Below are 14,072 nucleotides of genomic sequence, written 5' to 3'. Positions count from 1 at the left end.
ACATCCGACGCTTTTAGCCAATAGCCCTGCTTGACTGACAAAACTAAGAAGCTGGAATACGGCTGAGGACAGTGAATTCACGCTTTAGGGAGTCATCGTGTTGTCGCCTTGATGCGATGGCAGGTTGAGGGTCAGGTGAACAGGAGAGGAACTGATAAACGTGAATCTTCCACTGGTGAGTGATAGCCAGCCGAATCCAATTCCAGCCCAGCTTGAGATAACTCATGCCGCGCTTCCAGTGAGCATCGACTTGGCGACGCTTGCCGGATGCGACCACTTGCACCCCTTGGAGAACTAAGAACAGCATCGTCAAGGCGATTACCCCACACAACTGGGAAAGGGCAACCTTGTCTCTGAGTCTGGAGGCTTCGAGATTAAACCCGTTGGACTTCAAATCCAAAAACGACTCCTCCACCTGAAATCTCAGTCGATATTGGGCAAACGTCTGCAAGTTCGTCGGCTCATCACTCACAATTGTCCAATTCTCGCTGCTGAGTTTGTCGTGGGCAAAGGCAAGGTAAACATTGTCGTAGGGCTTTGTTCTACCCACCGACACTGCAGGCGTAAAGTAAGCTTGTCCTGGTTGCAATTGAACCGACGATACCTGGCGCCACTGCCCTTGGTGCTGAAATTGGAAGGAGCGTTTGATGCGGATGCGGAAATGCCAACCCAGATTCTCCCGGAGGTATTTCATCAACTTGCCATCGGCAAACCCTCGGTCTGCCAAAAGGACAATCGCGACACCTTCGGGCATCAGCCGTTGCGCTTGCCGCAGTACCCGTTGAATCGTCCACAACCTGACGGTGCTGCTTGATTGCGCCACCACTTTCCAAGCGACCGGAACCGTTCTTCCTCGGTACACCACTGCGACCCAGACGATGCAGAAACAATTCCATACGACCGTTGTATCGAGGCTTAAGTAGAGTCGTTGGGTCTGCCAGTTGGACAGAGCCTGCCCAATCAGCGCATGATGAGCGGACGCGACATTGATCCGCCGATTCGACAACCAGCGGCGAAACCGGCGTTGGTGGGATTGAGCCATTTGAGCGCGACTCCTCACATACACCCCAAATCCATTGAGATGAACGTTTTGGCTTCCAATCATGCCAATGATCATCCAGCACAGTGTTTGCAGATGGCGAGCATCCTGCCACTGAATGTCGCATTGACGCAGAAAATCATTCAACGCATCATAAAGACGGGAAGTCGGTGACATTGATTTGACTGGTTTGTGTGGTTACTTCTCAGCCTAAATCATGCTCTGCTTCCCGCATGGCTTTCGTTCCAGCTTTAACCTGTTTTGTCAGTCAAGCAGGCCAATAGCCCATTGCAGCTAGGACATCCATAGGCAAACTCTTGCCAATGAATCGGCTTGCAAAATTCGGCATCCCGATTGAATCGCTCAATCTCATGGCTCAATCGGGTTGCAAAATCTTAAGTCATGCTGAACACAAAGATGAGTTTTGGAACGGTCTGAAGCGCACCAAACGCTTCAGCAAGACCATGCTTTGGGCTGTGAAATTTGCAGGGCGATCCGCCCAAATCACCCCGACAGGGCCAGCCCTGCCAGAATTTTGCCGTTTCGACGAGAAAGTTAGAGATCACCGCAAAATAAGCATTTCAAACTTTTTTTGACTGTCTCCCTCCGTACTATTTCAGCGCAAAAGCCATAGTATGCTGTTGCTTTGAGTTTTGGCGCTCCGAGCATCAAACTGTATAACCTACACAGGAGCTTGACCACCTGTGGCATCGCAAAGCTGAAACTTGTGTTTCTTAGAGTTCTTTGAGACTTTAGAAAAGAGCATTCTTTTCAGCAGTTGGTGTTAGCGTTACCCCCCCCATTGGGATAGGTCGTTAAGCCCAACTCAAGCTGCCCCAGTGGCTTTGTCAGATATCTGCGAGACGATTGAGGTTCTTGTCATGATCTGGCGCGATCAGAAAACCTGAGGAATTCAAACGGCATGGATTGCAGTACGTTCATATTAGAATTATCCCCACCCTTGCTGGGACAACTCAACCTTGACTTTGGCAAGATTGCGCCCAATATTCCCTATATCCTGGGAGGCATTCAGGTCACACTTCTATTTACACTCCTATCTGCTTTGTTTGGCTTTGCATTAGCCATTGTCCTTTCTTTTTTCAAGGTTTCCACGTTTAAGCCGCTGCGCTGGTTTGCCGATGTTTATACTTCAGTCTTTCGCGGCACGCCGCTGATTTTGCAGTTGGCTTTAATCTACTTCGCAACGCCGCAGCTGACGGGGTATCCAATTTCGGGTCTACAGGCCGGCGTGATTACCTTTGCGCTAAATTCGGCTGCTTATAGTTCGGAAACCATTCGGGGCGGCATTTTGGCCGTGGACAAGGGGCAGCGAGAAGCAGCACAAACCCTGGGCGTGGGCTATCCCATGATGATGAAAGACATCATCTTGCCTCAGGCGTTTAAGAATATTTTGCCTGCGCTAGTAAACGACAGTATTGCGCTTTTGAAGGACTCGGCGCTGGTGTCTACAGTAGGGGCGTTGGACGTGATGCGGCGAGCGCAGATAGTGGCCGCAGAAAAGTTTATCTACTTTGAGCCATTGCTATTGGCGGGTGTTATTTACTATGTTTTGGTGATGGGGCTGACACTGTTTGCACGACGATTTGAACGGAGGATGCGGAGAAGTGATTAGAGTTGAGTTTTTGACAAAATCCTTTGGCAAGCTGGATGTGTTGAAAGACATTTCCACTGAGATTAAAGATGGCGAAGTGGTGGCCGTCATTGGCCCCTCCGGTTCTGGAAAATCGACTTTTTTAAGATGCTTGAATTTGCTGGAAACGCCAACTCGCGGCCGCATTTACATCAACAATGTCGAAGTCACTGATCCAAAATGTGACATTCAAAAAGTGCGGCAGAATGTGGGCATGGTATTTCAGCATTTCAATCTGTTTCCCCACATGACGGTGCTGGAAAATCTCACCTACGCGCCACGCAAGGTGAAAGGCGTATCCAAAGCACAGGCAGAGGAGAAAGGAATGGAATTGCTGGAGCGCGTGGGGCTGGCAGAAAAGGCCAGCGTTTATCCCTCCCGGCTATCTGGCGGGCAAAAACAGCGGGTGGCAATCGTGCGGGCGCTAGCGATGGAGCCGGAGTATATGCTGTTTGACGAGCCGACCTCGGCGCTCGACCCAGAAATGGTGAAAGAAGTGCTGGACGTGATGAAGTCTCTGGCGCAGACGGGCATCACGATGGCGATTGTGACGCACGAAATGGGCTTTGCGCGAGACGTGGCGGATCGGGTGCTGTTTTTGGAAGGCGGCAAGATTGCAGAAGACGCGCCGCCGGACGTGTTTTTCTCTACGCCCAAGAGCGCCCGGGCGCAGCAGTTTTTGGAGAAGGTGCTGTAGCGCTTTTGCTGTGCATTTTGACCCGTGGGTGACGCGCACTGGCTGCGGCGCTGGCGACGAAATCGTCCAAAACCCAGAGAGCTTGTTGTAAGTGCGTAGGTCCGTTGCAATTAAACGGTCAGGAAGTTGAGGTGGTCGCCTGCCTGCGATCGCACGTCCTCCATCGTCCCTGCAAGCTTCAAGCGTCCCTCTTCCAGAAACACGACCCAATCCGCCAGCGCAATGACGTTGGGGCGATGGCTGATCAGGATTGTCGTCTTGCCCCGACGCTGCCACAGCAGTTTGTCCAATAGTTCAGATTCGCTGACCGGATCGAGACCGCTGGTCGATTCATCCAGGATCAAAATCGGCGGGTCGGCAAGCAGGGCGCGGGCGATCGCCAGCCGCTGGCGCTGGCCGCCGGAGAGGGTGGAGCCAAATTCGCCCAAAATCGTCTGGTAGCGGTCTGGCAGCTTTTGAATAAAGTCGTCTGCGCCCGTCATCTGGCAGGCGGTTTGAATGTCTGACTGTGTAACCTGGGGCTGGGCGAGGCGAAAGTTTTCCACAATCGAGCGGCTCCAGAAAAATGAATCCTGGGGCACGAGGATAACCTGCCGTCGCACGCAGGCGAGGGATAGGTCTTGTAGCGCATCGTTGCCAATGCGAACCGTGCCCGACTGGGGTGAGTGCAGTCCGGCGATGACCTTAGCTAGGGTGCTTTTGCCACAGCCCGTGCGGCCGATCAGGGCGATCGCCTGGCCGCCGGGAATCGTCAGGGAGAAGTCCTTCAGCAACTCGACCCGACCGGGATAGAAGAAGCTGACTCCATCACAGGCGATCGCCGCATCGTCGGCCAGCGTCTTCCAGGGTTTGTCTAGGCGCTCGGCTTCGGGCGTGGCGGCGATCACCTCATGCAGGCGGGCGTTTGCCGTTTGCACCCGCGCCCCGTCGTCTACATAGTTCACCAGCAAGTCCACCAGCGCCACTCCGTTGCGGTTTAGCGTGGTAAACGCCAGCAATTGCCCCACCGATAAATCCTGGCTAAACACCAGCAGCCCGCCGATGCCCAGCAGCAGCGCATTGCCCAGATCTGACATCAGCGCACTGAAGTTGCTGTTGATAATGCCGATTTGCATGGTCTCCAGCAGCAGTGCCGCCAGCCTGCGAAACCGCTGCTGAAGTTCTTCCCAAAAGGGCGATCGCGCATCCAGCACCTTCAGCGTCAGCGCTCCCTTAAAGGTTTCCACCAGCACGCCCTGGTTTTCGGTTTCCAACACCATCGCCGCCCGCGTCTTTTGCCGCAGCACAGGCTGAAACCAGATGGTGGAAAGGGTCATGGCGATCGCCACCAGCACCGCCACCAGCGTCAGCCGCCAGCTATAAAACAGCATCAGTCCAAAGGACACCACCGCCACTAGCAGCGTACTGGGCAGGCTCACCACCGCATCCGACACCAGGCGGTTAATCTCCTCGATGTCGCGCAGACGGCTGACCACCTCGCCACTGCGCCGCGTTTCGTAGTAGGTCAGCGGCAGCCGCAGCACCTGCTGCCCAAACTCCAGCACAAAGCCCAACTCTAGCCGCTGGGCAAACCGCGCAATCAGCAAATCCGCTGCCAGCGACAGTCCGCTCCGCAATAGGTAGAGCAGCATCACCGCCGCCACAATGCCCAAAAGCATCCGCCGCTGTTCGGGCAAGGCTCCCGTTTCCTCAGCAGGCAGCAGCACCTCGTCCGTCAAAATTTGCAGAAACATAGGCGATGCCAGCGACAGTAGCCCGATTAGGCTGGCGCAGATCATCACTTGCAGCAGCACCCAGCGGTAGGGGCGAATTCGCTGCCAAAGCTGGGCGAGTGTTACTGTCGGATCATTGGGCTGGCTAAAAAAGCGCTCTGGATCAGGTTCCAGCAGCAGAATCACGCCGTTTGCCCAGCCTGCCAGCAGTTCCGCCCCCGACAAGAAGCGCAGCCCCACCGCCGGATCGGCAATCACAAAGCCATCCTGGGGGCGATTCCCGTAGGGATCGTTTCGCGCATCGCCCCTCTGTCCATATAGCACCACCCAGTGATTGCCCTGCCAGTGCAAAATCGCAGGCAGTGGCATCCGGTCAAGCGCCTCCAGCACCTCGTCCGACGCGACCACCGACTGGGCCCGAAACCCCAGCGACTCGGCTCCCCGTCGCAACCCCAGCATCGTCGTGCCCAGCTGCCCCGTGCCGATGGCTTCGCGGATGCGGGTAAAGGATACGGTGCGTCCATAGTGCTTGGCGATCGAGGCCAGACATGCTACGCCACAGTCTTCGCGGCTGTGCTGGAGGATGAGGGGGTAGCGAGGCATGGGGAAGAACGAAGAACGAAGAACGAAGAGGGAATTGGGCAAGGAATGGGGGGGCTGCGGTTAGATCCTTCGGAGTCTCTGTGCTGACGGGCCGCTTCCCTGAAAATAAGGGCCCTTCTGAACTGGCTCGGTTCCCCCCCTTGTTAAGGGGGGGAGGGGGGATCAGGCTCGGTTCCCCCCTTAACAAGGGGGGCGAGGGGGGATCAGGCTCGGTTCCCCCCTTAACAAGGGGGGCGAGGGGGGATCAGGCTCGGTTCCCCCCTTGTTAGGGGGGGCGAGGAGTCCCAGAGGCTTCAGGTTGGTAAGTCCTATCAGGGCGCGTTTCGCAATGCTATCGCAGGGTGGGTTTGGGGGTCAGTCCCTCTTTAGGAAGACTAAGGGCTTGGAGCGATTAGGATTGCTGGATCTAGTTGCTTGACCTACATGAGATCCAAGTTGGTCTGGACGGTGCTGCGGAGCTTTTCGGTTAGCTGCTCGACGGTCTGAGTTCGGTCTTGGGTATAGTCGTCTAGGTGTTGCGTCAGGTTTACGGGTTCGCCGACGCGGAGAATGACCGTGCGATCGCCCTTGGGGGGCGGCTGGTCGATGCCAAACACGGCCCGCTCTAGGCGAATGAGCGTATCGAGAAATCGCTCTGGGGTGGGGTTGGCGGCCACATAGCCGTCGGAGATGGCGTTGAAATTGAGCAACTGGGCAGCAGCGCGGGCGATCGCCTCTTGGGTTCGCAGATCCAGGGTTTCTGCCTGTGCCTCTAGGCTGCGCTGGATGCGATAGACCCGCTCCCGCAGCGGTTCGTGGAGATTCGGCGCAATCTTCAGCGTGCGTTCGCAATAGTTCAAAATGTGGTCTTTGACCCGCTGAATGCGGTCAGGGCGCGATCGCCACACGGTTTCTACAATCGGCAGCCCATAGTCGCGCTCGAACCCCAGCAACACCTGCTCGCCAATCACCAGCAGCCGCTCATACCAGTCGGTGCTGCTGGGAAACACCCATAGCGCTTTTTCTAACTGGTTTAGGGTTTGTTCAATAACCGGAGCCATATCGCCGTGATAGCGATATTTCAGCGCAATCGGCACAGCATACAAATCCTCCAGTGCCTCAACGGGTGTGCCCTGCCTCACCTGTCGCTGCATTGTCTGCATCGCCAGTTGCACTGCGCCCACCCGAAACGGCATCACCGTGTCATTTTGAAAAGAGAAGCCGCCCTCCGGAAACACCACCAGCCGACAGCGGGGCTGGGAGAGTAACTCCATCGTTTTTGCAATGCTGGGGCGATCGCCCAGTCCCCGCCGCAGCGAATACGCCCCCATCCGCTGAAGAAACCAGTCCGTTGCGCCGCCAAACCGCTCGTGCGCCGCCAGATAGTGAAACGGCTGTCCCCACCGCGCCGACAGCAGAAACAGCGCAATCCAGTCATGGTGGGTGGGGTGGTTGGGCAGCAGCAGCAGACGATGGGGCTGGAGCGTGCGGAGCGTCTCTAGGCAACTTGGCTGCACCTCTAGCCGCATTTTGTGATAGTAGCGAGCTACGAGCGGCGACGCACGCTGAACCGCCCACACCAGCGGCGGCGACAGCTTGGGCGGATAAAAGTCCGGCATAGCGGAGCGAGCGGGGGCTGAATAAAGGCCTGGGCCGAGGCGTTAGGAAGGGGTGAATGAATCGGGGCAAATCACTAGGACGGCGGGAAAAACAGAATCGGGTGCCAGCTTCGGCGCAGCAGATCGCCCGTAAAGCTGGGAACCGACAGTTCTACCAATCGCCCAATGCTTTTGGACGACGTGGCGATCGCCGTAATGTCGATATCAATTGCCGTTTCCAGCGCTTGCGTCACCGCATTGCCATGCGCCACCATCGTATCCGTTTTCACGCCTAGCGCCTCTAGCTCTCGCTTTGCCGCTTCCAAGTTCTTCGCTGCCTCTTCGCGCTTTGCATCCCGCAGCACAGAGCTACGAGCCACCTCTTCAATAGACGTGAACAGCAAGGCTTTCTCTAAAGTGCCAGAGGGGCGATCGGCGGCCAGTTGCTTCACCTGGCGGAGCATCGCCTGTCCGGCTTCGCTGCCATCATAGGGCAAGAGCAAGTAGCGGAAAAGGTGACGGGCCCGCAGGTCTAGCTCCTCTTCGGTGAAGGCAGAAACCAACTGGGGACGTAGAATCAAGAGTGCTACGTTTCCCTGCTGACAGAGAGAGACAGGCGTGCTGCCAAACAGCTTTTCCTTCAGCAGTCCATCTCCCGCAGTTCCAATAAAGACGACATCGCTTTGATATTTCTTGCGGGCTGAAAGAATATGCTCGACGGGCTTGCCCCAAGCCACCTCAACTTGCACATCAACCCCAGCAGGTACATCACCCAGCAGCTTTGCAAAACGCTCTCGCGCCTCCACAAATGGCTTGTCAGATTCGCGAGGGATTTGCCCCTCCAGAACTGGAACCGTGTGTAAAAACGTAATCTGCTGTAGCCCGGATGCCGAGAGGCTGGGGACAAAGCGGGCGAAGCGATAGAGACCGTCCTTAAAGTCGGTGCAAATCAAAGCACGCTTGAACATACGCGATGAAGGGGGCGCTATTAACTGCATGGTGAGAGTTGCCTAGCAAGTTACGGCTGCCGATTGGCGCGGCAAAACTCTACCCAACCCTACCATCTCAACGCGAAAAACTCGAACCCTTTTCCCCTGAAACTACTCTATCGAAACGTTAGACAGGCATCAGGGCTTTCGTTAGGCAGGGGAAACCAGGGTGAAACGCCACTGGACTGTAGGTTCCTGGTCAGCTACTCAGCAAAATCATCAAAGGACTGGCACAGGGTCACTGTCGGTACGCCGCTTAAACGCAAAACCTGAAAAGATTGACAGGAGCCAGGGCCAAGAAAACGTCTGGAATGTTTAGAGGATTTGCAACGACTTAGTGCTAATCAGCAGAGACGGGAGAAGGCAATCAGGCTTTTGAGATTGCTTGAGATCGAGCGGACGCCCCAGCATCCCCAGCTCCTTTCCCAACAGGCCAGGAATCGAGCAAGAGAGGGAGGTCGCCTACTGCGACTCTAGCAGACTAGAACTGCGCCCCGCCTTCGATGCCCCACTGATGCTTTAGCAGGCTCTTGTAGGTGGCATCCTTCAGCATCATCTGCTCGTAGAGCTTGACCAGGAAGTGCTGGGCCTGTTCTCGGCTCATGTTTTCGACCTGGGTTTCAAAAGACCGCAGGCTGAACTGCTGTTCCAGAGAGAGTTCAATTCGTTCGTTCATTGGAATTCTCCTTGACTGAGGTAAACAACGTCAGAAGTCGAACATGGTTGGATTCGAGCTTCCTTGGGAAGCTAGCTGGATAGGTTCCTCGTAGGGTTCCCTAAAACAGGCTCCATGCCTCCACCTTTCTATTAAAAAAGATAACAATCGTTTGACAAAATGCACAGTCCCCCCGTGGGTAAGTCTTTGAAATCTTAGGCAAGATCTTTGAATCGATTCTTGGTCAAGGTTCCTGCTGGCTTGTCCATCAAGGTGTGTGCAGTGTGTCGGGCGATCGCCATCCTCCGGTTGATGGATCATTCCTGGCGGCCGAAGTGCAGCCAAGTTGGAGTTACTTTTAGCAAGTGAAGAAATGTAAAAAAGTTCGGATTGAACATCTTGAGGACTTGACAAAAATCACATCGCTCTGAACTTCTTATAAAGATTCATCAGTATGGCTTTGGTGGAATACGCAAAAAAAGCTTAAAGAAAGCCTGAATAGAGTTTTGGGGCAATTATGAGAGCGTTTGTAACACTGGGGCGATGCGATCAGTGAGATAAGACACAAAAAATGGCGATCGCCCTGGGGATAGAGGCGATCGCCATTTATGTAATCTGCCAAATAGGAAAACGTTGATCAGAGGTCGGTTGGATCTGTCGAAACCAGCAGCCGGAACTAGCCGCGCAAATCCTGTGAATCCTTTTACCTGGCCCCGATCCAGCTTGTACGCTACTGAGACCTAGCCCTACTCAGCCTTAGCCCTACCTAGGCTTAGCCCCACTCAGACTTAGCCAATATAGTCGGCTTCAGCTTCAAGCTGACGCACTAGCGCCTCATCGCCCTTGGCGCGAGCAGCTTCCAGACGACGCTGAATATTTTGGCGCAGGTTGTCGTGGTGCATCTGAGCAACCTGTTCGCGAGAAACCCGATTTTTTCTGTTAAGTCCCAACATTTGCAATTCTGATGAAGGTAATAGAGAAATACTTTCTTCAGAATAGCATCGCCCACAACAAACGGTAGCTTTTGCTACAAAAATTAGGAATTCATGGGCACTGGTGGGCGATCGCCCTAAAACTCAATTCCCGGCTGTGCCTTCACGCCCTGCTCCCGAAACGGATGCTTCACCAGCGTCATCTCTGTCACCAAATCCGCCCGGTCAATCAGCGCCTGCGGTGCGCCGCGCCCGGTGAGGATGACATGAGACTCCTCTGGCTTTTGCGCTAGCCCGGCCAGCACGCTATCCACAGCCAGATAGCCCAGTTTTAGCGCAACGTTGACTTCATCAAGCAGCACCAGCTTGACATCGGGATCTTGAATATAGGTCAAGGCAGTCTCCCAGGCTTCGTGCGCTTTTTGAATGTCGCGATCGCGGTCTTGCGTTTCCCAGGTAAAGCCCTCGCCCATTGCGTGAAAGACCAACTGCGGCGGATCGCCCGCTGTCCAGGGATGCAGCACGGTCTTTTCAGCAGGTTCCCATGCGCCTTTGATGAACTGCACAATGGCGACCCGATGCCCGTGACCGAGCGATCGCAGCACCATACCCAGGGCCGCAGTCGTCTTGCCCTTGCCATTGCCCGTGTGGACGATGATGAGGCCTTTTGTGAGCGATCGCTCTGCTAGCCGCTGTTCCTGAACCTCCTTCCGGCGCTGCATCTTGCGGCGATACTGCTCATCACTGAGGCCGGGCGCAGTCGCCTCCTGGTCAAGCTGCTCGGCTTCTTGGTCAGCCTGGGGCGTGAGGGCAAGGTTTTCGGTCATCACCATAGAACCTGAAACGAGAACCTCCCCATGCTATAGCAGAGGCCGCAGGATAGTCACAGGTGGGGCAGAGGTGGGTCATAGATTAGCCACAGACTGGAAATTAGCGGATTGTAACGGAGTATCTGTCAGACATTGATAATTCTACACGCCAGCTTTAACCAGTTCTTAGCCTGACAGTAATCGCTGCTTTAACTCCTGATGATGTACTTAGCATGAGCATGATTTTGAACCTTTCGGCACTGAGAGAACTTTCCCATGAGTCAAGACCCCCACTCCAGATCTCCCCTGCGCGTTTCCCGCCGCTCGTTTCTGGGCTGGAGCGCCGCCGGGTTTGGTAGCGCGATTCTGGCATCCTGCACCCAATCGACCACTACTCCGGCGGCTTCTCCGGCTGCCAGCCCTGCGGGTGCTTCTCCAGCAGCCAGCCCTGCGGCAGGTGGACTACCGTTGACTGCGGCCGAAGCGGGTGGGCTAGAGGCCATCATTGAGCGGGCCAAGGCCGAGGGTGAGCTTTCCGTAATCGCCCTACCCGACGACTGGGCAAACTACAAGGAAATGAAGTCTAGCTTTTTGCAGAAGTATCCCTTCATCAAGCTAAATGACCTGAACCCAGATGCAAGCTCTGCTGATGAAATTGAAGCCATCAAGGCCAACCGAGGCAACAGCGGTCCCCAGAACCCTGATGTGATTGACGTGGCCTTCAAGTTTGGCGAAGAGGCAAAGCAAGAAGGACTCCTCCAGCCCTATAAAGTGGCAACCTGGGATACGATCCCAGCGGCACTGAAAGATCCCGAAGGCTTCTGGTTTGGGGATTATTACGGCGTGATGTCCTTCGAGGTGAATACCGACGTAGTGAAGACGCTGCCAGAAGACTGGAGCGACCTGCTGAAGCCGGAATATCGGGGGAAGGTGGCGCTGGCGGGCGATCCGCGCAAGTCGGGTCAAGCCATCAACGCTGTATGGGCGGCCGCACTGGGCAACGGGGGGTCTCTGGAAGATCCAGGCCCGGGTCTGGAGTATTTCAAAAAGATGAATGCCGCGGGCAACTTCCTGCCTGTAATCGCCAAGCCTGCAACGATTGCCAAGGGTGAAACCCCGATCGCCCTGCGGTGGGACTATAACGCACTGGCCAACCGCGACGCGACGGGCGGCAACCCTGAAATTGCGGTGATTCTGCCGAAAACAGGACTGCTGGCGGGTGTTTATGTGCAGGCGATTAATGCCTTTGCGCCCCGCCCCTACGCGGCTCGCCTGTGGATGGAGCATCTCTATTCCGACGAAGGGCAGTTAATTTGGCTAAAGGGCTATTCTCGTCCAGTACGCTTCGACGACCTGAACAAGCGCGACGTGATTCCGGCAGACCTGAAGGCGAAGCTGCCCGATGCTGCGATTTACGAAAAGGCTGCATTCCCGACGGCAGCGCAAATCACTCCCGCCAACGACAAAATCACCAAGAACTGGGATAGCGTGGTCGGCGCGGATGTGAAGTAGGGTTCTGCCGCTATCTGGCTGCCTGTTTGATGAGGTTGGCTCGGTCAGGCTATTTCGATCAAAGCACTGGGTTAGACCGTTCGCCAAGCTGTGTCGTCAGATAGCGGCTTTTGTTGCATAAACCATGACGCTTGTTCAACCGCTGGAATCAATTCAATCGGCTGCAAAGGGCGATCGCCGCTGGGACTGGCTCGGTCTAGTGCCCTTCTTCGCATTCGCCTTTGCCTTTTTGATCTTGCCAGCTCTGTCGATCGCCGTTCGCAGCTTTCAGGACAATACAGGACAGTTTACGCTGCAAAACATTCTGGACTTGCGCCAGCCAAGCATTATGTCCGCTTATGCCGTGAGCATTCGCCTCAGCATTGTGACGGCGCTAATTGGCGGTCTGCTGGGGGCGCTGATGGCCTACGCGGTGACGGCGGGTGGCTTGCCCGAAAAAGTGCGATCGCCCCTGGTCACCTTCTCCGGTGTAGCATCCAACTTTGCAGGGGTTCCCCTGGCCTTTGCCTTCATCGCAACGCTGGGGCGGCTGGGCCTGATGACTGGCTGGCTGAAAAATCTTGGGCTAGATCTCTACGCCCAGGGCTTCAATCTGTACACGTTTTGGGGATTGATGCTCACCTATCTGTATTTCCAGATTCCGCTAACGGTGCTGATCCTGGTGCCAGCCTTCGACGGGCTGCGGCGGGAATGGCGGGAGGCAGCGGAAAACCTGGGCGCGAGTTCCTGGGACTATTGGCGGCAGGTGGCGCTGCCAATTCTCATGCCGTCGCTGCTGGGCACAATGATTCTGCTATTTGGCAATGCCTTTGGGGCCCACGCCACGGCTTACGCGCTGACGGGTGGACAGATCAATCTGGTCACCATCCTAATCGACGCGCAGATTCGGGGCGACGCGCTGCAAAATCCGGGTCTGGGCAATGCTCTGGCGCTGGGCATGGTGTTTATTATGGCTGTGTCGATCGCCCTCTATTCCTGGCTACAGCGGCGCACGTCGAGGTGGGTGCGATGATGAGGAGGGGATGATGGATTCGACCAAGCGGGGCAATTTTTGGGCGTGGCTATGGATGGCGATTGGCACGCTGTATTTTGCTATCCCGCTGATCGCCACCATTGACTTTTCGCTGCGGGCCCAGCGAGACACCCTCAGCCTCGCCGCCTACAGCAACATCTTTAATGATCCCAAGTTTTTTGAAAGCTTTACCTTTTCAGCGCTGACGGCGCTGGCGGCGATCGCCCTCAGTTGGCTGCTGATCGTTCCCACGGCCTACTGGGTGCAGCTTCGACTCCCCCGGATGCGCCCGGTCATGGAGCTAATCACGCTGCTGCCTTTTGTCGTTCCCGCCGTGGTGCTGGTCTTTGGTCTGATCCGCACCTACAGCACCACGCTGCTCAACACGCGCACGGGCGGCTGGATCTTGCTCACCGTCGCCTACGTCGTCCTCTCTTTTCCCTATATGTATCGCGCCGTAGACACCGGGATGCGAGCCATCAATGTCCAGACCCTCACCGAAGCCGCCCAAAGCCTCGGCGCAAGCTGGCCTGCGGTCATCCTGCGCGTCATCTTCCCTAACCTGCGCGTCGCCCTGCTGAACGGAGCCTTCATCACCTTTGCCATCGTGATGGGCGAGTTCACCATCGCCGCTCTGCTGGCCCAGCCCGCCTTCGGCCCCTACATGAACCTGCTCGCCAGCAGCAAAGTCTACGAACCCTCTGCCCTTGCCGTCGTTAGCTTTGCCCTAACTTGGGGCGCGATCGGCATCGTGCAACTGCTGGGCCGCGGCAGCAGCGGCCAATTAGGCGGGCCGCGATAGTTGCAGCCGTGATAATTGCAGTATTGAAAGCAGCATTGAAAACCGAGTCCCAAAAAGAGCGCGATCGCCCCCCATCCCCCTG

The 14,072-nt window shown here is 55.8% G+C and carries 13 protein-coding genes; 6 read left to right on the top strand and 7 right to left on the bottom strand.

Annotated elements, in window-relative coordinates; all coding sequences use genetic code 11:
- Window positions 1–43 precede the first annotated feature (43 nt).
- Entirely contained in the window at window positions 44–1,216 is a 1,173-nt protein-coding gene (locus JTM80_RS03185) for a transposase (protein WP_172353422.1), read from the bottom strand.
- A gap of 146 nt (window positions 1,217–1,362) precedes the next feature.
- Between JTM80_RS03185 and JTM80_RS03180 the strand changes: the two genes are divergently transcribed.
- The 3 genes from JTM80_RS03180 to JTM80_RS03170 all read left to right on the top strand — a co-directional run bounded on the left by JTM80_RS03180 (window position 1,363) and on the right by JTM80_RS03170 (window position 3,387).
- Window positions 1,363–1,635: a hypothetical protein gene (locus JTM80_RS03180; protein WP_172354129.1), complete on the top strand. Its 273-nt coding sequence runs from the start codon at window positions 1,363–1,365 to the stop codon at window positions 1,633–1,635.
- A gap of 365 nt (window positions 1,636–2,000) precedes the next feature.
- Window positions 2,001–2,672, top strand: a complete 672-nt coding sequence (locus JTM80_RS03175; protein WP_225906748.1) for an amino acid ABC transporter permease — start codon at window positions 2,001–2,003, stop codon at window positions 2,670–2,672.
- On the top strand, window positions 2,665–3,387 hold the full coding sequence (locus JTM80_RS03170; protein ID WP_172354127.1) for an amino acid ABC transporter ATP-binding protein: 723 nt from the start codon (window positions 2,665–2,667) through the stop codon (window positions 3,385–3,387). The genes JTM80_RS03175 and JTM80_RS03170 overlap by 8 nt, the downstream gene beginning before the upstream one ends.
- Before the next feature lie 110 nt (window positions 3,388–3,497).
- Here JTM80_RS03170 and JTM80_RS03165 read toward each other — a convergent pair whose 3' ends face one another.
- The 6 genes from JTM80_RS03165 to cobO form a co-directional block, all read right to left on the bottom strand.
- Entirely contained in the window at window positions 3,498–5,702 is a 2,205-nt protein-coding gene (locus JTM80_RS03165; protein ID WP_172354126.1) for a peptidase domain-containing ABC transporter, read from the bottom strand.
- A gap of 419 nt (window positions 5,703–6,121) precedes the next feature.
- Complete coding sequence (locus tag JTM80_RS03160) at window positions 6,122–7,300, bottom strand: 1-acyl-sn-glycerol-3-phosphate acyltransferase (RefSeq protein ID WP_172354125.1); 1,179 nt, start codon at window positions 7,298–7,300, stop codon at window positions 6,122–6,124.
- A gap of 74 nt (window positions 7,301–7,374) precedes the next feature.
- Window positions 7,375–8,247, bottom strand: a complete 873-nt coding sequence (locus tag JTM80_RS03155; protein WP_172354124.1) for a universal stress protein — start codon at window positions 8,245–8,247, stop codon at window positions 7,375–7,377.
- Window positions 8,248–8,749: 502 nt separating this feature from the next.
- Window positions 8,750–8,944, bottom strand: a complete 195-nt coding sequence (locus JTM80_RS03150; RefSeq protein ID WP_068512792.1) for an NblA/ycf18 family protein — start codon at window positions 8,942–8,944, stop codon at window positions 8,750–8,752.
- A gap of 767 nt (window positions 8,945–9,711) precedes the next feature.
- Window positions 9,712–9,876 (bottom strand): hypothetical protein, encoded by a 165-nt coding sequence (locus tag JTM80_RS03145; protein WP_205371511.1) that lies wholly within the window; start codon window positions 9,874–9,876, stop codon window positions 9,712–9,714.
- A 116-nt stretch (window positions 9,877–9,992) separates the two neighbouring features.
- Window positions 9,993–10,688, bottom strand: coding sequence for a cob(I)yrinic acid a,c-diamide adenosyltransferase (cobO, locus tag JTM80_RS03140; RefSeq protein ID WP_172354123.1), 696 nt, complete (start codon window positions 10,686–10,688; stop codon window positions 9,993–9,995).
- A gap of 252 nt (window positions 10,689–10,940) precedes the next feature.
- Here cobO and JTM80_RS03135 point away from each other — a divergent pair, with 252 nt between their 5' ends.
- The 3 genes from JTM80_RS03135 (at window position 10,941) to JTM80_RS03125 (ending at window position 13,990) form a co-directional block, all read left to right on the top strand.
- The gene (locus JTM80_RS03135) at window positions 10,941–12,176 is read left to right on the top strand and encodes an ABC transporter substrate-binding protein (protein WP_172354122.1); all 1,236 of its coding nucleotides are present in this window, start codon (window positions 10,941–10,943) and stop codon (window positions 12,174–12,176) included.
- A 124-nt stretch (window positions 12,177–12,300) separates the two neighbouring features.
- Complete coding sequence (locus JTM80_RS03130) at window positions 12,301–13,188, top strand: ABC transporter permease subunit (RefSeq protein ID WP_172354121.1); 888 nt, start codon at window positions 12,301–12,303, stop codon at window positions 13,186–13,188.
- Window positions 13,189–13,198: 10 nt separating this feature from the next.
- The gene (locus JTM80_RS03125; protein WP_205370576.1) at window positions 13,199–13,990 is read left to right on the top strand and encodes an ABC transporter permease; all 792 of its coding nucleotides are present in this window, start codon (window positions 13,199–13,201) and stop codon (window positions 13,988–13,990) included.
- Window positions 13,991–14,072 lie beyond the last annotated feature (82 nt).

Origin of the sequence: Thermoleptolyngbya sp. PKUAC-SCTB121 (assembly GCF_016919485.1) — a bacterium.
In the GTDB taxonomy this organism is placed as follows: domain Bacteria; phylum Cyanobacteriota; class Cyanobacteriia; order Elainellales; family Elainellaceae; genus Thermoleptolyngbya; species Thermoleptolyngbya sichuanensis.
This window is presented reverse-complemented; position numbering and strand designations above follow the sequence as displayed.

Excerpts from the sequence above, each read along its gene's own strand:
- JTM80_RS03145 (WP_205371511.1), bottom strand. The coding sequence starts at position 9,876 with ATGTTGGGACTTAACAGAAAAAATCGGGTTTCTCGCGAACAGGTTGCT.
- JTM80_RS03185 (WP_172353422.1), bottom strand. The coding sequence starts at position 1,216 with ATGTCACCGACTTCCCGTCTTTATGATGCGTTGAATGATTTTCTGCGT.
- JTM80_RS03165 (WP_172354126.1), bottom strand. The coding sequence starts at position 5,702 with ATGCCTCGCTACCCCCTCATCCTCCAGCACAGCCGCGAAGACTGTGGC.
- JTM80_RS03125 (WP_205370576.1), top strand. The coding sequence starts at position 13,199 with ATGATGGATTCGACCAAGCGGGGCAATTTTTGGGCGTGGCTATGGATG.
- cobO (WP_172354123.1), bottom strand. The coding sequence starts at position 10,688 with ATGGTGATGACCGAAAACCTTGCCCTCACGCCCCAGGCTGACCAAGAA.
- JTM80_RS03150 (WP_068512792.1), bottom strand. The coding sequence starts at position 8,944 with ATGAACGAACGAATTGAACTCTCTCTGGAACAGCAGTTCAGCCTGCGG.
- JTM80_RS03180 (WP_172354129.1), top strand. The coding sequence starts at position 1,363 with ATGAATCGGCTTGCAAAATTCGGCATCCCGATTGAATCGCTCAATCTC.
- JTM80_RS03160 (WP_172354125.1), bottom strand. The coding sequence starts at position 7,300 with ATGCCGGACTTTTATCCGCCCAAGCTGTCGCCGCCGCTGGTGTGGGCG.
- JTM80_RS03135 (WP_172354122.1), top strand. The coding sequence starts at position 10,941 with ATGAGTCAAGACCCCCACTCCAGATCTCCCCTGCGCGTTTCCCGCCGC.
- JTM80_RS03155 (WP_172354124.1), bottom strand. The coding sequence starts at position 8,247 with ATGTTCAAGCGTGCTTTGATTTGCACCGACTTTAAGGACGGTCTCTAT.
- JTM80_RS03130 (WP_172354121.1), top strand. The coding sequence starts at position 12,301 with ATGACGCTTGTTCAACCGCTGGAATCAATTCAATCGGCTGCAAAGGGC.